Origin of the sequence: Methanoculleus oceani (assembly GCF_023702065.1) — an archaeon.
In the GTDB taxonomy this organism is placed as follows: Archaea; Halobacteriota; Methanomicrobia; order Methanomicrobiales; family Methanoculleaceae; genus Methanoculleus; species Methanoculleus oceani.
In genome coordinates this window covers 256,597-278,443 of the sequence record NZ_QFDM01000001.1, presented here as the reverse complement: position 1 = coordinate 278,443, position 21,847 = coordinate 256,597, and the positions used below count along the sequence as shown (strand labels likewise).

The following is a 21,847-nucleotide window of genomic DNA, read 5'->3' as shown; positions in this document are numbered from 1 at the left end:
TCAGGCCCCCAGGATGTGCACGACGACCGTCGCGCCGGTGCCGCCCACGTTGTGGGCCATACCGATCTCCGCGTCCACCTGCCGGGCCCCGGCCTCGCCGCGGAGCTGGTTGACGATCTCGTAGACCTGCTTGATCCCGGTCGCACCGACCGGGTGGCCGCAGGCCTTCAGGCCGCCGCTCGTGTTCACCGGGATCTCCCCGCCGAGGGCCGTCGCCCCTTCCGCGGTGAGTCTCCCCGCCTCGCCTTTCTTACAGAACCCGAGGTCCTCGATCGCGCAGATCTCGGCGATCGTGAAGCAGTCGTGGACCTCCAGCATGTCGATATCCCTGTGGGTGAGGCCTGCCTGCGAAAACGCCCGCTTGCCTGCGGCGACCGAGGCGTCCAGGGTGGATATGTCCCGCCGGTCGTGGAGCGCGATGGTATCGCTCGCCTGGGCGCTTGCGAGCACCCGCACCGGCGAATCGGTGAACTCGCGGGCGCGTTCGAGCGGGACCACGACGACCGCCGCCGCCCCGTCGGTGATCGGCGAGCAGTCGAAGAGCCGCAGGGGGTCGGCGACCAGCGATGAGTTCAGCACCGTATCGACCGTGATACGATTTTGGAACTGGGCGATCGGGTTCTTTGCGCCGTTCTCGTGGTTCTTCACCGCGACCTGTGCGAGCTGCTCCCGGGTGAGGGGGTAGCGGTGCATGTAGTCGGTCGCGATCATCGCGTAGAGCCCGGGGAAGGTCGCCCCGGCAAACCCTTCCCACTCGCGGTCCGCGGCGCTCGCGAGCATGTCCACGCTCGCCCCGGTTCCGACATCGGTCATCTTCTCGACGCCCGCGGCGACGACGATATCCTCCATGCCGCTTGCGACCGCGATAACCGCCTGCCGGAAGGCAAGCCCGCCGGAGGCGCAGGCCGCTTCCACCCGGGTCGAGGCGACGTGGTTGGTCGCGAGCCCGGCATAGTCCGCAATCAGGGCACCGATGTGCTCCTGCTCGACGAATCGCCCGGCACTCATGTTCCCCACGTAGAGGGCGTCGATGTTCTCGCCGGTGACCCCGGCATCATCGAGCGCCAGCGCCCCCGCCTTGACGAAGAGGTCGCGGAACGATGTGCCCCAGTGCTCCCCGAACTCCGTGCACCCGACTCCGATTACTGCTACGTCTCTCATTTCTGCATCACGATCTTTCCCTTGTGTTTGGCATACAGTGCATAGTCGAGGTAAGTCGGGTTTGCGAGCAGTTTCTCCACGCTCGGCGCCGCCGCCCGGTCGAACTCCCCGGACTCGATGGCATCGGTGACCGTGATGTCGAAGGCGTCGCTCCCGGCCCCGGAACCGAACGAGGTGACGAAGATCCGATCGCCTGGTTTCGCCACGTCGAGCGTAGCCGCAAGCCCGATCATCGATGCCCCCGAGTAGGTGTTGCCGAGCCTCGGGACGACGAGGCCGGGTCGGATCTGCTCGTCGGTAAACCCGAGCATCTTTGCCACCCGCTGGGGGAACTTCGCGTTGGGCTGGTGGAAGACGGCGTAGTCGTAGTCCTTCGGGATCGTGCCCGCCTGCTCGAGCATCAGCCGGGCGGCGCCCTGGACGTGCTTGAAATAGCCCGGGTCGCCGGTGAACCGCCCGCCGTGGCGGGGGTAGTTCTGTCCTTCGCGCCGCCAGAAGTCGGGCGTGTCGGTGGTGTAGGAGCAGGTCCGGTTGATATCGGCGATGGTCTCCCCGTCGCCGATGACGAACGCCGCCCCGCCGGCTGCCGCCGTGTACTCGAGCGCGTCGCCGGGAGCGCCCTGTGCCACATCCGCACCGATGGCGATCCCGAACGGGATCATCCCGCTCTTGACCATGCCCATGCAGGTCTGGATGCCCGCTGTTCCTGCTTTGCACGCAAACTCGTAGTCTGCGGCGGTCATGTTGGGGGTCGCCCCGATTGCCTCGCCGACCGTGCAGGCCGTGGGCTTGACCGCGTAGGGGTGTGATTCGCTTCCCACGTAGATGGCCCCGATCGCCTCGGGATCGATCTCCCTCCGCCGGAGGGCGGCACGGGCCGCCTCGACGGCGATCGTTGCGGTATCCTCGTCGAGATCGGGGACGGACTTCTCAAAGACACCGAGACCCCGGGTGATGTCGTCTGCGTTGGCACCCCATACCCGGGCGATCTCCGGGACTTTTATCCGGTATCGCGGGATGTATACGCCGTATGAATAAATGCCTACCATGCCTTTCCTCGTAGTGAACTGATGATCGTCTCGACATCCATCTGCGTGCAGAGTACGGTGATCCGGTCGCGCTCCGCAAGGCCCGGGATGATCGGGTGCACCTCTCCCGGGCTGATACCCTGCAGCACCACGCAGCGGGGCTTGAAGGGCGTGACCCGGATCGCCACCATGGGGGACTTCCCGGTCGAGACCTCGGTGAAGATGAGGGCACGCTCCGTGCTCCAGCCGTAGATGCGGTTGAACTCGCTCGAAGAGAGCTGGAGGATCGCATTGAGGCTGTTGATCACCGTATAGCCGTAGACGGTCTGGTCCATCGGGCCGCAGAGCGTCGTGGCTTCGATGACTCCGGCGAAGTCGGAGAGAGCCACGGGGGATGCATACTCGTGGATGTCGTAGATGACGTCTTCGTCGAACTCACTGTACAGAATTTTTGCAAATTTGTTGATGAACCGGCTACCGTTGTCCTCGTCGATCGAGAGGATCGTATCGACGATCTTGCCGACGATGGCGGTTCCCGGACTTTTTCGCCGTCCGCTTTCGTAATCGCTGATAACGGAGGGAGAGACCTCGAGACGCTCGGCGAGCAGCCCCTGGGGGATGCTGAAACTCTGCCGCCACTTCTTGAGGGCCTGTCCCGGTGAGTCCGAAAGTGTGATCTCTCCTGCCATTTTCTCGGCAAGCTGATGCCGCACTCCGGATTTCATGCAGGTACTGTTAACACTTCGACTTAAAAAATTAGCGTATACCACATCGACATTTCACGAAGATCCATCCATCGGGATTTTTGCGCAACCCGTATATAGTATGCATCTCAATTATGGTATGATGGTTGAAGCGGAAGACCTGCAGTCCTTGAAGACGATCGCCCTGCTCGGCGGGTGCCGGGGCCCGATCTGGCTCTCGTCGCAGTCGCTCGGGAACGAGCTCGGGATCAGCCCCCAGACCGCCTCGCGGCGGCTGATCGCCCTTGAGCGGCAGCAGTTCGTCGTCCGGTCGATGAAGCCCGACGGCCAGTACGTCGCCGTCACCCGGGAGGGCGAGCAGGCGCTGAAGCGGGAGTATGCGGATTACGTCAGGATCTTCAACCCGGAACGCAGGCAGTATACCCTTGCCGGAACCGTGATCAGCGGGCTCGGGGAAGGGCGCTACTACATGAGCATCCCCCACTACAAGGAGCAGTTCGGTGGGTGCCTCGGGTTCGAACCCTTCCCCGGAACCCTGAACATCAGGCTCGATGCGGCGAGCATTGAGGTCCGCAAGCAGCTCGACCATGCCGGTTGGATCGATATTCCCGGGTTTACTGCCGATGAGCGGACGTTCGGTGGGGCCAGGGTCCTTCCCTGCCGGATCAGGGGCCATAAATGCGCGATAGTCGTGCCTTCCCGCACCCACTACCCGGAGGACATCGTCGAGGTCATCGCCGGGTGCGAACTCCGCAAAGCCCTGAACTTAAACGATAACGATACGATCGAGGTGGAGATTACCCATGATTGATGCAGCCATACAGGCCCTCGCGAGGGGCGAATTCGTCCTGCTGTACGACTTTGACAACCGGGAGCGCGAGACGGATTTCGCGATCCGTTCAGATGCGGTCACGCCTGCCCACATCCGGCAGATGCGTAAAGACGGGGGCGGACTGATCTGCACGGCGGTTCACCCGGAGGCGGCAAAGAGGCTCGGTCTGCCGTTTGCGCACGACGTTCTGCGTGCCTGCAGCCTTGTCGAGAAGGACGGCGAAGTGCCTTACGATCCGAAGAACCATTCGTCGTTCTCCCTCTGGGTGAACCACCGGGAGACCTATACCGGGGTCACGGACCGTGACCGTGCTCTGACGGTCACGGCCGTAGCGGAAGAGGTGAAGCGGTCGCTCAACGGCGGCGGGCACGACTTTGCAGCACACTTCCGGACACCGGGCCATATGGCGCTCCTCCGGGCCGCCGACCGGCTGCTCGATGAGCGGCGCGGGCAGACCGAACTCTCGATCGCGCTTGCCGCCATGGCCGGGGTCACCCCGGCGGTCACGATCTGCGAGATGCTGGACGACGAGACGGGATTTGCACTCTCCAAGGAGGGTGCGATGGAGTATGCGAGAAAGCACGGGCTCGTCTTCATCGAGGGGAAAGACGTGCTGGACCGGTGGGAGTCCGGGAGACCGGAAGAATAACAGTTCCCTCTTTTTCGCCCCGCAGGTTCTGCCTCCGGAGAATATGTCCGGAGAACCTTTTTGCACATTGTCCGCAGGGAGCGGGAATATGCATGGGATCTTCCATCGTGCCGCAAAAAGGCGTCGGGCATGCTTTTTCAAAAGCAATATATATGATTATACGGCATCATAAACGGATGAAAAGAGCTGCTGTGGCATACTTGAATACGAGAAAGAAGGGAGATTTCGCAGCACAAAAGAATGAAGTCGAGAATTATTGCAAATATCGGTTTCAGATTGTTGAAATCTTCCATGACCACCGGGCAAATGCAACGCCCCCGGAGAAGCGAAAGGGCTTTGTTGAGATGCTGGATTACTGTGCCGCCAATAACTGTCCCGAGATCGTCATCTACGACCTTGCGGGTCTTGCCAGGGATATGGACGCCGGGCTTGCGACACTCAAAACTTTAAACGACCAATACACGGTTTACTGCGTGAATAACGACTTTTTCGGGTTCCGGGACGACCCGGAGCTCCGGAAAGAGGCCATCGGCAACTTCGCCGCGTTTATGGACCAGTACCGGGAGAGCGCCCGGAAGACCGCCCCGCCGGTGTCCAAGAAGACCAAGAAAGAGGACGGACGCCCCATCGGGAGGCCGAAAGCGCTCAACGAGGGTCAGGTCGAGGCCCTCCTCACGATCCGGCAGGCCGGGACGAGCATCAGCCAGATCTGCAGGATGTTCGACGTCAGCAGGAGCACGGTCAGCAAGATCCTCGCGGACTACCCGGAATTGAAGGGGGAATGGAAGGGCGCCCGGCAGGAGCCCGCCGGGGAGATGGAGGGGGAGCCGAAGGAGTAGATGTTTCCCGGCCGTTTTGCCCCTTCGGGAACCATCTTTTTTGTCGATTGATCTCCTCGAAGCCGGCTTCTGGTGTTGCTCCGGCATACGCGGGTCGATCCCGGGTATGACCGCCCCCCATCGTCATGCCCGGCACCGCACCTCCGGTGAAGAGATGCACTGTTTTACCGTGTCCGAATCCCGCCTGTGGTCCGGACCTGCTGGCTGCGAGAATGATGGACAGCAGCGTCCGTGTCTGTCCGGGGAGAGAAGAATGGCGGTTCCGTCAAAAAAAAGGATTTTTCGGAGGTAGAGCCCGGCTCTACAGCTGCACCTGGGAGAGAGCGTCGTAGACGATCTTCTTGTAGACGTCCGGCTGCGTCCCGTACTCCTCCTGGGCCTTCTTCGAGTCTTCGGTGGTCCCGAACGCGTCGAGCCGGTCCAGGGTCTCGCGGGCGGTATCCAGCACCCAGAGGTCGCGGGTATCGCGGTCCACGACCGAGATCGATTCCACGCGGACCGAGACCAGACAGTTCCCGTCCTGGGTCGTGTAGAGGTTCGGCTTCCCGACAACGGCGACAAACGCCGGCGGCTCGATCCGGGCAAGCTGCTGCATCGCCTCGGGCTGGTAGGACCCGGCCATGATGAAGAAGGTGCCCGTCGGGTCGACCACCCTTCCGCGGTAGAAGACGTTCTGGTCGCCCTGCCGCTGCTTCTCCGTGAGGGTCCCGACGATGAAGATACGGTTGCTCCGGATGCCGCTCGGGAGGATGACGTAGGTCGGACTCTTCTCGTCCTCGCCGTCCTTGAACTGGTAGCGGGTCTCCCGGAGCTCGGATGCAAAGACCCTGCGTGCCGGTTCGCGTTCGAATGCGCTCTGGGGTTTCATGCCGCCTCACCCCCGGCCCGGTTCAGCAATGCAGCCAGTTCCTCGGGCTTGAACGTGATCGGGGCGCAGGAGTTGACGAGCAGCCTGCCGCCGAACTCGTTCCCCGCGCAGGTGTAGTAGCGCCCGAGCACCGCGTTCCGGATGCGGTAGAAGATCTCGTCCATGCCGAGCGGGTTCGTCTCCGCGATAGAAACGGCCTCATCGAGGGTGATCCCTGCGAGGGCTTCGACGATATCGCGCTGCATCAGGACATTCCTGGCACGTATGCCGTCGTCGAGAACCGCTTTTAAGCGGAGGTCGTAGCGGAACTCGGGCTGGATCTCGTGCACCGGGCAGTAGTTCTGCCGGGAGAGCGTCCGGTTGCATCCCTCGACGGGGCAGCGCTTGATCAGGCCCGAGCCGGGAGCGACGTGGACGAGAGCCCCCTGGACCTCGGTCTCGTTTCGCCCGACCTCGATATCGCCCTCATCCGTGATGTACATCGCGGTGTTCAGGGCGAGGGAGAGCCTGCCGTTGTACTCGTCGACGGTGGCGTAGAAGATGTTGTAGACGGCATCGAGTTCCAGCTTCTCCTTCGTATCCTCTTTCCAGATGACGAACTTGATGGTGCCGGTCTCGTCGCCGAGGAGCCCCGTCTGGAGCATCCGATCGTGGGAGACTTCCCAGTCCTGGATGACCTTGGCCCGCACGCTCCCCACGCCGGGCTTCAGCTCGGCAACCGGCGTGATCGAGGGGAGGAGCGGAGCATCCTTCTCCATACGGGAGATAGTGGTGCCCGAGTGTATCTTCAGGTTGGGTGTGCCTTTGTACTCGTCGACGACCGCGGACTCGATGTGGTACCAGTGGCCGTACTCCATCGCAGGGGCGTTCGCCCGGGCCCAGGCGACAAAACGCATGGCGCCGCTCGAGTCGGCGATGATCCCGCTCTGCGCGATCGAGGGTGACACCGGCGGGGTCAGGGCAACGATCTTTCCCTCGATCGTCACCCACTCTCCGGGGACGATCCCGCTTATCGGGCGGAGTTCGGTGGAGGTGTTCCCGACACCGGTGATGTTGAGCTCGCGGGCGAGATCGGCCGTCACCGTCCGCTCGGCCTCGTCGATGTTGACACCGAACTCCTCCGCGAGACGGCGGAGGCGTGATTCGATCTTCTGCCGATCGGGCTGTGCGCCTTTCGCTTCAAGTTTCCGGGAGATTCTCTCTGTTACCTCAGATAGGTTCATACTTACATCTCCAGTCTGTACTTCTCCTCATCAGGGTATTAAGACTCGGCCCGCGATGTGAAAGTGATCCCGGATTCCCTCCGGAAGCCTCCCGGTGCGGCCGGGCTGCGGAAAGTGCGGCAGCAGCGCCCTGTCCCCGCCTTCACGCCGGGTGTATCTCTCCACTGCCCGAAGGCGCCTCCCTGCCGGGGAGGATGGGTATATGAATCCGGCGGGCTTGCCCGAACAAGCGGGGGCAGGCGGATGCATCGTTCTGGAGTCCGCGGTCGAATCAGGGCTTCCCTGCACCCGATCCTTGAACGTATATATAGGGGCAGGGACAACATCAGCTGCATGGTATTAACTGCGGACAGTACAATCGCGGACCTCCTTCGGGAGAAGCCCGAATCGGCACAGGTACTCTTCCGGTTCGGAATGGGTTGCCTCGGCTGCGCCATCGCAAATAACGAAACAATCCGGGAAGCCGCCCAGGCTCACGGCATTCCTCTCGAAGAGATGCTCTCCGCCCTCGGCGTCGCCGAGGCATAAAACTCGATTATAATCGGTCCCTGAGGCGCTTGAGCTCGGCGAGAGCGGCCTCCGGATTTCTTTTCATGTAGTCTGCGATCTCCGGGACGTGCAGGAGCGTACACCTTGCGCACCCCCAGACCCTGCCGCCGTTCGAACTTTCGACCCATTCCCCGAGTTCCTCGTCTGCGCAGGGGTAACAGGGGCAGTAGCAGTAGTCGCACCGCTGTCCCGGGAAGTGGCAGGGGTAGTAGGGGCAGCCCTCCTTCTGCCACTCCACCCAGTGATCGCCGCCGTAGCGGCTGTAAATGAAGAACGACGGCTCGTTCCGCCGGACCTTGCCTTCGTATCGTGCGAGAGCCTCCGGGACCCCGTAGAGGACGGCCGCATGGACCCGCCGGCCGACCTCGGTCAGGGTTCCGGCATAGGTGTGTGCAATGGCGGCGTCGCGCTCGCAGGCGACGGCGACCGCATCCGTGGTGGTCCCGGGAAAATCGTATCCGAGGTTGTGGAGCGCCTGGGCCTTTGCCCCCGTCGCGGTGACGATCGTCTCGAGGAGCGCCGCGTCGACCATCCCTTCCCTGCTGTAGGCAATGATGTTGATGGTGTGCGGAGCGGGGGGCGGCGTCGGGTTGGTCACCCCGGCGGTGATGAAGACCGTGATGAAGTCGTACTGGAGCACGCAGAGGTGGCGCATATTGACCGCCGTCATGAGCCCGAAACAATCCTTGAAAAGGCCATGCCGGGCGGCGAGGAGGTCGAGGTGACGCGACGGGTCATCCTCGAAGTCGTGCGGCACCGTGTGGTTCAAGACCGTCGTGACGTCGGCGATACCACCGTTGATGCCGGTGCTCGCCGCCCGGAACCGGCCGCGAAGAAAAAGAGTCTCGTCCCTGACAAAATATCTCATACGACGGAGTAGCGGACCCGGTCTTTCAATTCCTGCTGCTTGCCCGCGTTCCAGCCTGCAACGTCCTGGAGGTACCCGGTGACCCGGCTGATCTGCACGACGTCGTGGCTCCCGCACTCCGGGCAGACGGCATGGCCGCAGAGCGGACAGTACTCGATACTCTCGACTATGGAGTGGTGGCAGTCGCAGTGGTCGAGCGGGCACATGACCTCAAGCGAGGTCTCGCCGCAGTGGGGGCAGGGGGTTTCGTCCACGACGAAGTGGCAGGTGTGGCACTTGTACCGCCGCTCGTCTACGGGGATTTCGTCGAGGCTCCGGTATCTTTCTGCCAGTTTCTGCTGTTCGTGGCTCCAGTTCATGATACCAGTATCTGCGAGAGAATATATAACTCTTCAGATGCGGGGTGAGCCGCATCCGCCTCAGACCACTCATAGGGTTCGTCATCTCCCAAAGGATCGGAACGGAGAACTCATCACCGGCGGATGCGGGAGAAGCGTTCGGCTTCGGCCGCCGGGTCCTCTGCCTCGTAGATGCTCCTGCCCACGATGACCCCGTCGACCAGCCGTGCCACCGTGTCGGGGTCGCCGCCCTGTGCCCCCACGCCGGGGGAGTAGATCGCCTTTTCGCCGACGATCTCCCGGAGCCGTGCGATCCGTTCCGGGCGGGTGGCGGGGGCGATGATGCCGTCGGCCCGGCAGGCGACGGCGAGTTCCGCGAGGCTTTCGGCCACACCACCATGGAAGAACTCGGTCGCCCCGGGATGGCTCATCTCGGCGACGATGTACGCCGCCCCGCTGTGGTTGTGCGCCACCTCGACGCAGGCCCTCGCGGCATCGGCTCCCACGAACCCATGGGCAATCACGGCATCGAACCCGGCGGCAAAGACCGCTTCGCAGATGAGGCGGTTGGTGTTGGGGATATCCGCGACCTTGAAGTCGGCGATGAGCGGCAGGCCGAGCCCGGCAAGGTCCTCGACGATAGATAGGCCGGCCGAGAGGACAAGAGGGTAGCCGACCTTGATTTCGTCGATGAAGGGTGCACAGGACTCTGCGATCTGCACCGCCCGTTTCCGGTCGAGCACGTCCAGAGAGAGGATAAGCTCGGTCATTCTTCCAGCCTCTCCAGAGTTGCGGCCACGAGGAGCGGCAGGTTGATGGTCGCGTCGCCGTAGACCGTCGCGGCGGTGGCCTCCCCGGTGAGCTTGCCCCACGAGCGGGCCTCGTCGAGCGTCGCGCCCGAGAGGCCGCCGAGGTCCGGCCGGTCGCCGGTGAGCTGCACCGCGTAGTCAAACCCGCTCTCGGTCATCAGTTTGCTCTGCAGGATGTAGTTCTTCGGGACGCCGCCGCCGACAAGGATGGTGCCGGCCCGTTCGGCCTCAAAGCACCGATCAAGCAGCCCGGGCATGTCGTCGAACGCGCTGACCGTGACCCTGTGCGTCTGCGAAAAAAGCCAGTACTGCAGTCCGATCATCGAGTCCTGGATGGCCGGGCAGTAGACCGGCACCCCGGCCTTTGCCGCTTCCGCGAGGATCCCCGAGTCAAGCCGGCTGCCGATCCGGTTGAGGAGATCGGAGATCGAGACCGTCGAGCCTTCCGGGAGGGACGAGTAGACGTCCTGCATGAACTCTTCGAACAGGATGAAGGCATCGTTCGGGAGGAAGATGTCGTAGATCCGGTTGATCCCCTCCTCGCAGAGTTCGGTATCGGAGACCTCACAGGTCCCGTGGTAGTGGTGACAGCCGATCGCCTCGATGACGTCGTGGGTGAGGTTCGCCCCGGTCGAGACGAGCACGTCGATATGTCGGCGCCCGATGAGGTCGGAAACGATGCCGCCCATGCCGCCGGGCACCATGGCGCCCGAGAGGCCGAAGAACTTCAGCGCCTTCTCGTCACGGAGCATCCGCTCGTAGATGTTGACCGCCTGCCAGAGGGATCCCCCGTTGTAAGCCCCGGCTTTCCCGAGTTCATCGACGAGTTCGCCGACCGTCATCCCCGGCCGCACCCGTGCCTGTTGTACCGCATCCCCATACTTGAAGGTCATGATAGTGTTACACCAGCTCTTGAGAGGTGTTGGTATTCATGCACGATAATGGATCGTCTTTTCGTGAGTGCGTCACGGTGTGCGTCCACGGCAACCGAATCCCCGACGTCCCGCAGATCGCAACTCAGAAACCCCGCCGAGAGAGCCGCCGCATGAAAAATTGAAACGTTGCGGGAACCCGAGGGTCGGGCTCCCGCTGCCAGACAGGGGATGACTGGTTATTCGACACGGGATGATCCCACTCGTCCCGCCGTGTCGGGGGGTCCGGATATACCGGACCATCTCTGGAAGAGCGGACTTTCGGGCCGGAAACAGAAGAGCATCCAGAGGGCTACCTTCCTCTCCGTTCCGTGCATACTCGACCGCGAGTCCGTACAGCCTCCGGGTGAACTCTGTCCTCCCGGGGTTGGCACCGTTGCGGGCGGACAGGCCAGAGGACGTGCGCTCTCGCCGCTGATAGTCGGCACGGGATCACCTGGGATAAGTTAACGCACAAACATTATAAATCTTTTTTTGTAAACTTTATTTGATTGACGTGGTGGGGAAGGGCCCCTGGTTCTGCACCCCACGGGGTCACGGTTGCTTGCGGGGACGACGGTCGCATTCCCGGCCCGATTGGAGCAGGGCCTGCTCCCACACGGGGACGCCGCGCACCAGCGGCCGTGCGAGGTGCCGGCGGGCGGTGGGAGGGACCTCGTACCACCCGGGCTTGAGCTGCCGCTCGATCCGCTCGATCTCCGGCTCCCGGCTGCGCTCGCCGCAGACCCTGCACTTGTATCCTTTTCCTGTTCCCGCGCTCGTCATCCTTTTTGCGCAGGCCGGGCAGACCGGCGGGCGGATGCGGATCGCATCGGCAAGATGAGAGACCCCGATCTTCTCGAGGTTGAGGCTCCCTCCCTTGTAACTCCCGGCCGCGGCCACCACGTCCCCTGGAACGAGTTTCCTCACGACGTCCCGGAACCCCTTGGTCGGCTCGTAGGCCATGCACCGGATCTCATCGCCCTCGTCCGAAAGAAGGAACGAGACGTGGCCGCCCGGCCCGGTGGCCGGGGAACTCGCGACCGTGCCCCGCACCAGGTAGGACCGCCCCTCCCGGAGCATCCCGACCGTCCCCGGAACCAGGTGGGCGTCCGTCCCCTGGTTGGTGACGTAGACCTGTTCGCAGGCCGGCTCCTCGGAGCGGACATGGGCACGTGCTTCCTCTACCCATGCCGGGCTCTCCCCCCGGATCCCGAAGAGGACCGGGTCGGGGGTATGGGGCACGCAGACCACCACGTCGTTCTCCCTGTCCACCGTGTCCCAGGTGTGGGGGTAGGTCGTCTCCTCGGCAGAGAAGAGGCTCCCGCGGTCCACCTGCCGGGGGGTGCCCCGGTTCTCCCGCTTCCGGTAGACGAGCAGTTCGTAGGTCCGGTCGGGCAGATCGCTCGCAACCGCCGCCGTTGCGCCGATGAGGCCGCGCCGGTTCTTGTAGCCCCGGTAGCGGGCCCCGGCCGCCTCGAGCACCTCGACGGCCTCGTCCACGGTGCAGAACTCCCGGAGCGCCGCGTAGTAGAAGTCCGGCGGCGGCCGGATACGGGAGACCACCACCCCCGGGTTGGTCCCGGCGGCGTCGAACTCCGCGAGCGCTTCGACACACGTAGAGGCGAGGGCGAACGCCGCGTCCGCATCCCCCTCGGCCTCGATGCAGATCGCCGCGTTCCCCCGGGTCTTGTGGATGACGTTCGGGTTCAGCCTGACCAGGCGGGCTTCGACGACACGGATCCCTGCTCGCTCGAGCTGCCGCACCAGAACCGCCCCGATATACGTGGTGCACATCCCCGCAGGAGAATCCGTGTCGTCGATCCCGATCCACATAACCCTCTAGTTTATATCGTTCTCCGGCTATATCGATTCTTACGGGTTATGTCGCAGGATCGCCTTCCTCAGATGGTCATCAGCATCATGCTTCTCGCGGACTTCGACGTCTCGGAGCGGTGCAACATCCGTCCGCGGAGTTTCGACCTTATCGCGAAGAAAGGCGACAACCTCGTCATCATCAAAGTCGCCTCTCACATCGACAGCGTGAGTGCCGACATCGCCTGGGACCTCAACCTGATCGCCCGGTACCTTCAGGCCACCCCTCTCATCGTCGGAGAGCGGGCGCGCGATGCGGCCCTCGAGCGCGGCGTCGTCTACATCCGCTACGGGCTCTTCGCCCTCAGCCCCGAGACGCTCTACGACTACTTCGTGGAAGGCCTCTCGCCGATGGTCTACGCATCCCCGGGCGGTCTTTACGTGAAGATCAAAGGCGACCTCCTGCGGGAGGTGCGGGAGCGATCCCGGATGTCGCTCGGGGACCTCGCGTCGCACCTCGGGGTCTCCCGCCGGACTATCAGCAAGTACGAGAGCGGGATGGGGACCACGCTCGATGTCGCCATCAAGCTCGAGGAGCTCTTCAATGCCCCGCTCGTCGAGACGATCGAGCTCGTCGGCTACCGCTCACCCGAGCCGGAGAAGCCTCCGGAGTCCACTACCGGCGACGTCCTGGTCGATCTCGAACGCATGGGAATGGAGATCCACGCGATGCGGCAGGCTCCGTTCCAGGCGCTGGCGCTCTTTGATAGGCATACAATCCTGACGGCCTACGGGACCTCCCAGAAGATTGTAAAGCGCGCTTCTCTCATCGGCAACATCTCCCAGATCACGAAGACGTTTGCAGTGTGCGTCGTCACGGATTACAAAAAGCAGAAAAAAATCGGCAAAACCCTCCTTATCGGGGAAGAGCATCTCCACACCCTCGAAGACGGCTCGGAACTCATAGATATGATAAATGAGTGAATAGGTTTATATAGAACTACAAACCTACCTTTCTATCGCTTAACAACGGTGATACCTATGTCAAGTCTTGGAGGACAACCAATCTTTATTCTGAAAGAGGGTAGCCAGCGTACCCGCGGTCGTGACGCACAGTCGGGCAACATCGCAGCCGCAAAGGCCGTCGCAAGCGCTGTAAGGACGACGCTCGGCCCCAAGGGTATGGACAAGATGCTCGTCGACACCATCGGCGACGTCGTCATCACGAACGACGGTGTGACCATCTTGAAAGAGATGGATATCGAGCACCCGGCTGCAAAGATGATGGTCGAGATCGCAAAGACCCAGGACGACGAGGTCGGCGACGGCACCACGACTGCGGTGGTGATCGCAGGCGAACTCCTGAAGCGTGCCGAGGACCTCCTCGACCAGGACGTGCACCCTACGGTCATCGCCCACGGCTACCGCATGGCCGCCGATAAGGCACAGGAGATCCTCGACGACATCGCCGTCGCTATCAAGCCCGACGACATGGCGATGCTCCAGAAGATTGCCGACACCGCCATGACCGGCAAGGGCGCCGAGGCCGCAAAGGAGAAACTCACCGAACTTGTCGTCAAGGCGATCACGATGGTCGCAGACGCCGACGGTACCGTCGACACCGAGTTCGTGAAGGTCGAGAAGAAGGTCGGCGGGTCCATCGAGGAGTCCGAGATCGTCGAGGGCATGATCATCGACAAGGAGCGTGTGCACCCCGCCATGCCCCGCGTCGTCAAGAACGCGAAGATCCTGCTGCTGAACGCCGCCGTCGAGTTCAAGAAGACCGAGGTCGACGCCGAGATCAGCATAACGAGCCCCGACCAGCTCCAGATGTTCCTCGATGAAGAGGAGCGGATGATCAAGGGCATCGTCGACAAGGTCATCGCAAGCGGTGCAAACGTCCTCTTCTGCCAGAAGGGTATCGACGACATCGCCCAGCACTACCTCGCCAAGGCCGGCATCTTCTCCGTGCGGCGTGTCAAGAAGAGCGACATGGAGAAACTCGCCCGCGCCACCGGCGGCTCGGTCGTCAGCTCCATCGACGCCATCGCCCCCGAGGAACTCGGCAAGGCGGGCAGCGTCGAGGAGAAGAAGGTCTCCGGCGAAGAGATGATCTTCGTCACCGAGTGTGAGAACCCGAAGGCCGTCTCGATCATCATCCGCGGTGGTACCGAGCACGTCGTCGACGAACTCGACCGTGCCATGGAGGACGCCCTGCGGGTCGTCAGCGTTGCCATCGAGGACAAGAAGTTCGTTGCCGGCGGCGGTGCGCCCGAGATCGAACTCTCCCTCCGGCTCCGCGAATACGCCGCAAGTGTCGGCGGACGTGCCCAGCTCGCCATCGAGGCGTTTGCAAGCGCGCTCGAGATCATCCCGAGGACGCTTGCCGAGAACGCGGGCCTCGACCCGATCGACATGCTCGTCGCCCTCCGCGCAGCCCACGAGAAGGGTGGCAAGAACGCAAAGTACATGGGACTTGACGTCTTCAACGCCGTATCGGGCGATATGCTCAAGGCCGGTGTCATCGAGCCCCTGCGGGTGAAGACCCAGGCAGTCTCCAGCGCCGCCGAGGCCGCCGTCATGATCCTCCGGATCGACGACGTCATCGCCTCGTCCAAGTCCGCCGGCCCCTCTCCTGAGGAGATGGCTGCCATGGGCGGAGGCATGGGTGGCGGCATGGGCGGCATGGGCATGCCCCCGATGTAAGATCACCGTACCGTCCACGATACGTCCGGGGCCGCGATCCGGTCCCGGCATTCTCTTTTTTGTCCTGTGTCCACAGTCGCGACTCGCACCTCCGGTGCTCGAACTCCGCTCCTATCGGAACGTCGCGACTCGCACCTCCGGTGCTCGAACTCCGCTCCTATCGGAACGTCGCGACTCGCACCTCCGGTGCTCGAACTCCGCTCCTATCGGAACGTCGCGACTCGCACCTCCGGTGCTCGAACTCCGCTCCTATCGGAACGTCGCGACTCGCACCTCCGGTGCTCGAACTCCGCTCCTATCGGAACGTCGCGACTCGCACCTCCGGTGCTCGAACTCCGCTCCTATCGGAACGTCGCGACTCGCACCTCCGGTGCTCGAACTCCGCTCCTATCGGAACGTCGCGACTATCGGAACGTCGCGACTCGCACCTCCGGTGCTCGAACTCCGCTCCTGCCGCTCTCTTCGTTCCCGCCAGTCGCGGAGATCCTTTTTCTCAGCACGGGTTTGCAGAAAGAGTGTTCTGCTGCCTTCTACGGTATCTTCAGACGAAATGAATTGTTCAAATTCATAAGTTCGCGTTAAAATCGTTCATACTATATAGCTACAGATATATCCCTCATTGAGGAACCGTTCCATCCCCGGGAAGGTAACGCATGAAGAGCGGAGAGGATACCCAAATGACGGTAAAGAGAGTTGTAAGGCCGTCGTTGCCGCTCATGCTCTATCTCCTGGCCGCCATCCTGCTCGCGATGGCCCCTGTCGTCTGCCTGCTCTCGTTCATCGATTCTGCGGCGGTCAGGCAGGAACTGGAAGAGAATGCTGTAGAATCCCGGAGCCAGACCGAGTCCGGAATAGCCCTCTCGATGAACCTGGTGGACACCGGGTTGAAACTCTTCGACAACACCTTAAACCACGAGATGCGGGAAAGTTTCGATCCGTTTATCGCAGAATACGAGCGCGTGGGCAGGGACCCATCGAAGATGGACCTCCTTCGGGTCAAGGGGGAGCTCGGGGGCAGGATGGACCTGTACATCATCAACGAGAGCGGTATCATCGAGTATACCACCTATCCCCCCGATCTGGGGTACGACTTTAAGGAGATCCCTTCATTTTACGACCGGATCACGGCGATCCGGCTCGGGAACGTCTTCTCGGCCGACAGGGTCGTCGCAGAGATCTCCACCGGCGAACTCCGGAAGTATGCGTACCTGCCCTCTCCCGACCACCGCTACCTCTTCGAGCTCGGCCTGGTGGAGTCTGAGTTTCAGCGGTACCGCGCGGAGCTGAAGTACCGGGATATGGTCGGGGAACTGGTGAGCCTGAACCCGGACATCACGGAGATCCGGATCTTCGACTGTCTGGGCACCCGGATCACCGGCAAGGAGCATCCCGACGACGATCGCCGGCTGGCCATGGTCAGAGAGGCTTACCGGGAGAGGACCACGCTTGAAGTGGAGAACACCACCGCAGGCGAACTGACCCGGTACCTCTTCATCGATATGACGGACGGCAATTACGCATCGGATATGAGCATGGTTGTTGAACTGACCTGCAATACGAAGGCCGCAGAGACAAAACTCGCCGGGATACTCGACCACCATACGAGTGTCCTGCTCATCGCGTTCCTCTGCATCGGCTGCCTCTCGGCCCTCGCCGCGCATCACCTGACACGACCGATACGCACCCTCGTCGAGGACGTCGACGCCGTCGCCCGCGGGGACCTCTCTCACCCCATACGGGTGGGGGGGGACGAGGAGTTCGTGCATCTCGGGGAGAGTGTGCGGCGAGTGGTCGCATCCTTAAAGGAGACCATGCGGAGGCTCGGGGAGTCGGAGGAGGAACTCGTCCGGTACAGCCATACTCTCGAAGACCAGGTCCGGGAGCGGACAGCCGACCTTGAGGCGTCCAACCGGATGGCAACACTCTACCTGGACATCATGGGGCACGACATCAACAACGCCAACAACGTCGCAAGCCTCTACGCGGACCTCCTCCTCGCCGACCTCGAGGGAGAGCCCGAGGCCGAACTGATCCGGAAGGCGAAGATGGGGCTCGCAAAGAGCATGGAGATCGTCCGGAACGTCAACACCATCCAGCATATCCAGGGGGGGGTACGGCATCCTGAACCGGTCGATCTTGATCCCCTCGTAAGGCGTGAGATAGAGCGCTCTTCCATCACCGGGATAACCTACGCCGGCACCACGGTCAGCGTGCTCGCCGACGATCTCCTCTCCGAGGTCTTTGCAAATTTGCTCGGGAACGCGGCGAAATTCGGCGGATCGGCAGTCGAGGTCACCATCCGGGTGGAAGAGCACGGCGACGAGGTCCTGGTATCGGTCGAAGATACCGGGCCGGGGATCCCGGATGTTCTCAAACCTCGTCTCTTCGAGCGACTTGCTCGCGGGACCGGCAGGGGCGCCGGGACCGGGCTCGGGCTCTACATCTGCCGGATGCTCATCGAACGCTACGGCGGGAAGATCCGGGCGGTCGACCGGGTGGAGAGGCGCCCGGAGTGCGGCACGGCCATCCGGTTTACGCTCCCAAAGGCCGGGGAGGGAAGCAGCCCATGACGGCGACGGACGGTACCGGCAGGAAGCCTCGTCGTTTCAGCACACATCTGGTGCTCGTCATGCTCCTGATAACGCTCCCGGTGATCGGGCTGATCTCGGCCATGGACTACCGGCAGGTCGAGGAGGCTCTGATCGCCGAGGAAGGCCTGCTCCGGGAGCAGACGGAGAAGAGCGTCATTCAATCGATACAGCTCGTGGATGCGGGCCTGAAACTCTTCGACAGCACGCTGGACCGCCAGATGCGGGAGGGATTCGACCCGGTCTTTGCCGAGTACAAGCGGGCGGGAAGAAACCCGGGGATGATGGACCTCTCCCGCGTCAAAGGGGAGCTCGGGGGAGAGATGGACATCTACATCATCAACGAGAGCGGTATCATCGAGTACACTACTTATCCCCCGGATCTCGGCCTTGATTTCAGGGAGATCCCCTATTTCTACGACCGGATCACGGAGATCCTGTCCGGCGATGCGTTCGCGGCGGACCGGGTCCTGGCTGAGCCGGCGAGCGGACGGTTGCGGAAGTACGCTTACATGCCGTCTCCCGATCACCGCTACCTCTTCGAGCTCGGGCTTATCTGCACTACGGTCGAGACCGGCCGGTTCGATCCGAAGTACCAGACCCTTAAAGAGGACCTGATGCGATTGAACCCTTCGCTCGAGAGCATCCGGATCTTTGACTGTTACGGGAGGCTCATCAACGCGACCGATTCGGAGAGCCCGACCGATCCTGCTATCATCAATTCCGTTGCCCGGGGAGTCTTTGAAGAGAAGCAGGATCGGACGATAGCGGATCCGGCCGCAGGAAGGTTCACCCGGTATATCCTTGTCGACCTCTCCGCTACCGACTACCCGTCGGATACAAGCAGGGTCGTCGAACTGACCTACAGTACCGCTCTCCTCGACGCCCGGCTCGAGGAGATGCGGCTTAGCCACATTCTCCTCGCGGTCTTTGCGGGCATGATCGCCTGCTGCATCGCGGTCCCGGTTTCGTGGCAGATTACCCGCCCGATACGGGCGATCGTCGATGACGTCAATCGGATCGCCCGGGGGGATCTCGACCACCGGATCCGGGTATCTACAGGAACGGAGTTTACCCGTCTCGAGGAGAGCATCGGTACCATGATTGATTCCCTCAAAGGGAACATCCGGCGCCTCCGGGAGTCGGAGGAGGCAACACGGGAGTACAGCGCCCGGCTTCAGGATCTGGTCCGGGAGCGGACGGCCGACCTCGAGGAGTCCAACAGGACGGCAACACTCTTCCTGGACATCATGGTCCACGACATCAACAACGCAAACACCGTCGCTATCGGATACACCCGATTCATTGTCGATGCGCTCGAAGAGGAGCAGCAGGAGATGGCCAGAAAGATGCTCTCCCAGCTCGAGCAGAGTTCGGAGATCATCGGTTGCGTCGCCACCCTCCGCGAGGCCCGGGGGGACGGAGCAGCGTTGGCGCAGGTGGACCTCGACCGGGTGATCCGCGCACAGGTGGCGAACCACCCCGCGACCCGGATCCGGTACGAGGGGCGAGAGGTCACAGTCCTCGCCGATAACCTTCTTTCTGAGGTCCTTGCGAACCTCGTCGGCAACGCGGTGAAGTTCGGTGGGCCGGCGGTCGAGGTCACCATCCGGGTGGAAGAGCACGGGGATGAAGTACTTGTCTCGATCGAGGATACCGGCCCGGGAATCCCCGGCGCGATGAAGGCCTCGCTCTTCCGCCGCTTCCGGAGGGGGGAAGGAGCGCTTGCGGGGGCTGGTCTCGGCCTCTATATCTGCCGGATGCTCATTACGCGCTACGGCGGGAAGATATGGGCGGACGACCGGGTGGAGGGGCGGCCGGAGTGCGGCACAGCCATCCGGTTTACGCTCCGGAAGGCGCCGGGGGAGTAAACGGTCACTCGCACCCTGCCTGCCCCCCTCTCCCTCCCGGGACCCTATCCTGATCGCGAAGATTTTTAGATGGAGAGACGCCCACTAGTGCCCGTTAAGATGGGAAAACCCTGTTCTGCGGAGCGAGCACGATCCGGTACAGATGGTACGGCCGGCGTGCATCCGCCGGCCAGTCGAACGCGCGCTCCGTCCCCTGCAGGACCGTGACCTATGAAGAGCGACCGCACACCTGTTCCGGAAGGCTGGCCGTTTACGCCTACTCTTGTCGTAGCCATCCTTCTCATCGTCATCCCCGCCATCGGTCTCATCTCGGTCTACGACTATATGCAGGCCGAAGAGAGGATGACCTCCGACCTCGCCACCCTCCAGAGCGTCACCGAAAAGAGCATCAGGGAATCGATCGTGGACACGGATACCGGCCTCAAGCTCTTTGACGATTCCCTCAACCTGCGACTGCAGAGAGGATTCTCGCTCTTTCTTGAGGAGTATGGGCGGGCGGGAAGGGATCCGTCGCAGATGGACCTCCCGGCGATCAAAGAGGAGCTTGGAGGAGATATGGATCTTTACGTCATCAACTCGTCGGGAGTAATCGAGTACACCACCTATCCTCCTGACCGGGGCATCGACTTCAAGGAGAACCCGGACTTCTATGCCGAGATCACCCGGATGCGCCTTGGGCACGAATTCTCCCCCGACCGTGTGGTGTACGAGCCCGCAACCGGGCAGGTCCGGAAGTATGCCTACATGCCCACTCCGGACCACCGCTACCTTCTCGAACTCGGGCTCGTGCCGGATGCATTCGTGGAGGAACGGAACCGTTTGCGCTCACGGGAGAGCACGCAGGAGTTCGTCGCCCTGAATCCGTACCTCGATTCGATCTGCGTTTACGATATCTGGGGCAACCCCGTCGAGGCGGGCGGCGATCCCGCCGATGCCCGAACACAGGCTCTCATCACCGGGACGATCATCCCCGGCAGAACGGATTACGCGGTGCAGGATGAGCACGGAAGGCGGATCCGGTACCTCTTCATCGACCTGAAAGACCCGGACTATCCGTCTGACCCGAGCGTCGTCGTCGAACTGACCTATGATACGGGACTCATACAGAGCCAGCTCGACCAGATGCTCTACTCTCGCGCCGTCGTTGCAATCCTCGCAATCGTTCTCTCGAGCGCGGTCATCTTCCTTGTAGCGCGCCGCCTCACACGCCCCCTCGAGGAGATCATCGACGACGTCGACGTTATCGCGCAGGGAAACCTCGACCACACCGTCCGGCTCTCGGCAACACGCGAAGTCGTGAAACTCGAGCGGAGCATCAACACGATGGTCGCGAACCTCAAAGCTGCCATAAGCCGCCTCCAGGACTCTGAGGAGACGATCCGCGAGTACAGCGAGAACCTGGAGGAACAGGTCGAGGCGCGCACGGCAGAACTGCAGGAGTCGACCGGAAAGGCAAACCTCTACCTGGATATCATGACGCACGATATCAGAAACACCATCAACACCGCCAGCCTCTACACGGACCTCCTCATGGAAGAACTCGAGGGGGAAGAGCGGAATTACACCGCGAAAGTGCAGAAGAGCCTCAAGAAAAGCATCGAGATCATCCGAAACGTCAATACCATCAGGCAGATCCGTGAAGAGGCTGCCGTCCTCGGCCCGGTCGCTCTCGATCCCGTTATTCGGGCGGAGATCGAGCACTTCCCCGATGTGCGGATCACCTACGCGGGGACCGCCGTCCCGGTGCTCGCCGACGACCTCCTCTCCGAGATCTTCACGAACCTCATCGGCAACGCGGTGAAGTTCGGCGGGCCGGCGGTCGAGATCGCCATCCGGGTCGAGGAGCGCGGTGATGAAGTCCTGGTCTCGGTCGAAGACAGCGGTCCTGGCATCGCCGACGAGGTGAAGCAACGCCTGTTCACCCGCTTCTACGGTGAAAACGGTAGAAAAAGCAATGGAGGCCTTGGCCTCTACATCTGCCGGATGCTCGTCGAACGGTATGACGGGAAGATCCGGGCGGACGACCGGGTGGAGGGGCGGCCGGAGGAAGGGGTGGCCATCCGGTTCACCCTCAGGAAGGCCGGGTGA

The 21,847-nt window shown here is 62.4% G+C and carries 19 protein-coding genes; 9 read left to right on the top strand and 10 right to left on the bottom strand.

The annotated features are described in order from the left end of the window. The 3 genes from DIC75_RS01405 to DIC75_RS01395 are packed head-to-tail and all read right to left on the bottom strand — an operon-like array spanning nucleotide 1 to nucleotide 2,914. On the bottom strand, nucleotides 1-1,161 hold the full coding sequence (locus DIC75_RS01405) for an acetyl-CoA acetyltransferase (RefSeq protein ID WP_250986232.1): 1,161 nt from the start codon (nucleotides 1,159-1,161) through the stop codon (nucleotides 1-3). Next, complete coding sequence (locus DIC75_RS01400; RefSeq protein WP_250986231.1) at nucleotides 1,158-2,210, bottom strand: hydroxymethylglutaryl-CoA synthase; 1,053 nt, start codon at nucleotides 2,208-2,210, stop codon at nucleotides 1,158-1,160. Before DIC75_RS01400 ends, DIC75_RS01405 begins: the two co-directional genes overlap by 4 nt. Continuing rightward, complete coding sequence (locus DIC75_RS01395; protein ID WP_250986230.1) at nucleotides 2,204-2,914, bottom strand: helix-turn-helix domain-containing protein; 711 nt, start codon at nucleotides 2,912-2,914, stop codon at nucleotides 2,204-2,206. The genes DIC75_RS01400 and DIC75_RS01395 overlap by 7 nt, the downstream gene beginning before the upstream one ends. A 121-nt stretch (nucleotides 2,915-3,035) precedes the next feature. Between DIC75_RS01395 and DIC75_RS01390 the strand changes: the two genes are divergently transcribed. From DIC75_RS01390 to DIC75_RS01380, 3 genes are all read left to right on the top strand, one after another. Then, nucleotides 3,036-3,704 carry a DUF120 domain-containing protein gene (locus tag DIC75_RS01390; RefSeq protein ID WP_250986229.1) on the top strand — a complete coding sequence of 223 codons (669 nt, stop codon included), beginning with the start codon at nucleotides 3,036-3,038 and terminating at the stop codon, nucleotides 3,702-3,704. Then, nucleotides 3,697-4,374, top strand: coding sequence for a 3,4-dihydroxy-2-butanone-4-phosphate synthase (ribB, locus tag DIC75_RS01385; protein ID WP_250986228.1), 678 nt, complete (start codon nucleotides 3,697-3,699; stop codon nucleotides 4,372-4,374). The genes DIC75_RS01390 and ribB overlap by 8 nt, the downstream gene beginning before the upstream one ends. Nucleotides 4,375-4,466: 92 nt before the next feature. Further along, nucleotides 4,467-5,213: a recombinase family protein gene (locus DIC75_RS01380; RefSeq protein ID WP_352151374.1), complete on the top strand. Its 747-nt coding sequence runs from the start codon at nucleotides 4,467-4,469 to the stop codon at nucleotides 5,211-5,213. A 301-nt stretch (nucleotides 5,214-5,514) separates the two neighbouring features. On the opposite strand, the gene DIC75_RS01375 is transcribed toward DIC75_RS01380, so the two are convergent. Both DIC75_RS01375 and DIC75_RS01370 read right to left on the bottom strand, forming a co-directional pair. Then, nucleotides 5,515-6,081: an RPA family protein gene (locus tag DIC75_RS01375; protein WP_250986226.1), complete on the bottom strand. Its 567-nt coding sequence runs from the start codon at nucleotides 6,079-6,081 to the stop codon at nucleotides 5,515-5,517. Further along, nucleotides 6,078-7,304, bottom strand: a complete 1,227-nt coding sequence (locus DIC75_RS01370; protein WP_250986225.1) for a nucleotide-binding protein — start codon at nucleotides 7,302-7,304, stop codon at nucleotides 6,078-6,080. Before DIC75_RS01370 ends, DIC75_RS01375 begins: the two co-directional genes overlap by 4 nt. 333 nt (nucleotides 7,305-7,637) lie before the next feature. On the opposite strand from DIC75_RS01370, the gene DIC75_RS01365 reads away from it, so the two are divergent. Continuing rightward, the gene (locus tag DIC75_RS01365) at nucleotides 7,638-7,832 is read left to right on the top strand and encodes a DUF1858 domain-containing protein (RefSeq protein WP_250986224.1); all 195 of its coding nucleotides are present in this window, start codon (nucleotides 7,638-7,640) and stop codon (nucleotides 7,830-7,832) included. 7 nt (nucleotides 7,833-7,839) lie between these two features. On the opposite strand, the gene DIC75_RS01360 is transcribed toward DIC75_RS01365, so the two are convergent. From DIC75_RS01360 to DIC75_RS01340, 5 genes are all read right to left on the bottom strand, one after another. After that, nucleotides 7,840-8,721: an adenosylcobinamide amidohydrolase gene (locus DIC75_RS01360; RefSeq protein WP_250986223.1), complete on the bottom strand. Its 882-nt coding sequence runs from the start codon at nucleotides 8,719-8,721 to the stop codon at nucleotides 7,840-7,842. After that, nucleotides 8,718-9,080, bottom strand: coding sequence for an anaerobic ribonucleoside-triphosphate reductase (nrdD, locus tag DIC75_RS01355; protein ID WP_250986222.1), 363 nt, complete (start codon nucleotides 9,078-9,080; stop codon nucleotides 8,718-8,720). The genes DIC75_RS01360 and nrdD overlap by 4 nt, the downstream gene beginning before the upstream one ends. 113 nt (nucleotides 9,081-9,193) lie before the next feature. Continuing rightward, nucleotides 9,194-9,829 (bottom strand): orotidine-5'-phosphate decarboxylase, encoded by a 636-nt coding sequence (gene pyrF / locus DIC75_RS01350; protein ID WP_250986221.1) that lies wholly within the window; start codon nucleotides 9,827-9,829, stop codon nucleotides 9,194-9,196. Continuing rightward, complete coding sequence (locus tag DIC75_RS01345) at nucleotides 9,826-10,761, bottom strand: deoxyhypusine synthase (protein WP_250986220.1); 936 nt, start codon at nucleotides 10,759-10,761, stop codon at nucleotides 9,826-9,828. The genes pyrF and DIC75_RS01345 overlap by 4 nt, the downstream gene beginning before the upstream one ends. 573 nt (nucleotides 10,762-11,334) lie before the next feature. Next, the gene (locus DIC75_RS01340; RefSeq protein ID WP_250986219.1) at nucleotides 11,335-12,615 is read right to left on the bottom strand and encodes a tRNA(Ile)(2)-agmatinylcytidine synthase; all 1,281 of its coding nucleotides are present in this window, start codon (nucleotides 12,613-12,615) and stop codon (nucleotides 11,335-11,337) included. Between the two features lie 48 nt (nucleotides 12,616-12,663). Here DIC75_RS01340 and DIC75_RS01335 point away from each other — a divergent pair, with 48 nt between their 5' ends. From DIC75_RS01335 to DIC75_RS01315, 5 genes are all read left to right on the top strand, one after another. Next, a complete protein-coding gene (locus DIC75_RS01335) occupies nucleotides 12,664-13,578 on the top strand; it encodes a transcriptional regulator (RefSeq protein WP_250986218.1) in 915 nt (304 codons plus the stop codon). Nucleotides 13,579-13,635: 57 nt separating this feature from the next. After that, nucleotides 13,636-15,300, top strand: a complete 1,665-nt coding sequence (gene thsA, locus DIC75_RS01330) for a thermosome subunit alpha (protein WP_250986217.1) — start codon at nucleotides 13,636-13,638, stop codon at nucleotides 15,298-15,300. Between the two features lie 677 nt (nucleotides 15,301-15,977). Continuing rightward, entirely contained in the window at nucleotides 15,978-17,870 is a 1,893-nt protein-coding gene (locus DIC75_RS01325) for a sensor histidine kinase (protein ID WP_250986216.1), read from the top strand. After that, complete coding sequence (locus DIC75_RS01320) at nucleotides 17,867-19,759, top strand: sensor histidine kinase (RefSeq protein WP_250986215.1); 1,893 nt, start codon at nucleotides 17,867-17,869, stop codon at nucleotides 19,757-19,759. The genes DIC75_RS01325 and DIC75_RS01320 overlap by 4 nt, the downstream gene beginning before the upstream one ends. Nucleotides 19,760-19,969: 210 nt before the next feature. Then, complete coding sequence (locus DIC75_RS01315; protein ID WP_250986214.1) at nucleotides 19,970-21,847, top strand: sensor histidine kinase; 1,878 nt, start codon at nucleotides 19,970-19,972, stop codon at nucleotides 21,845-21,847.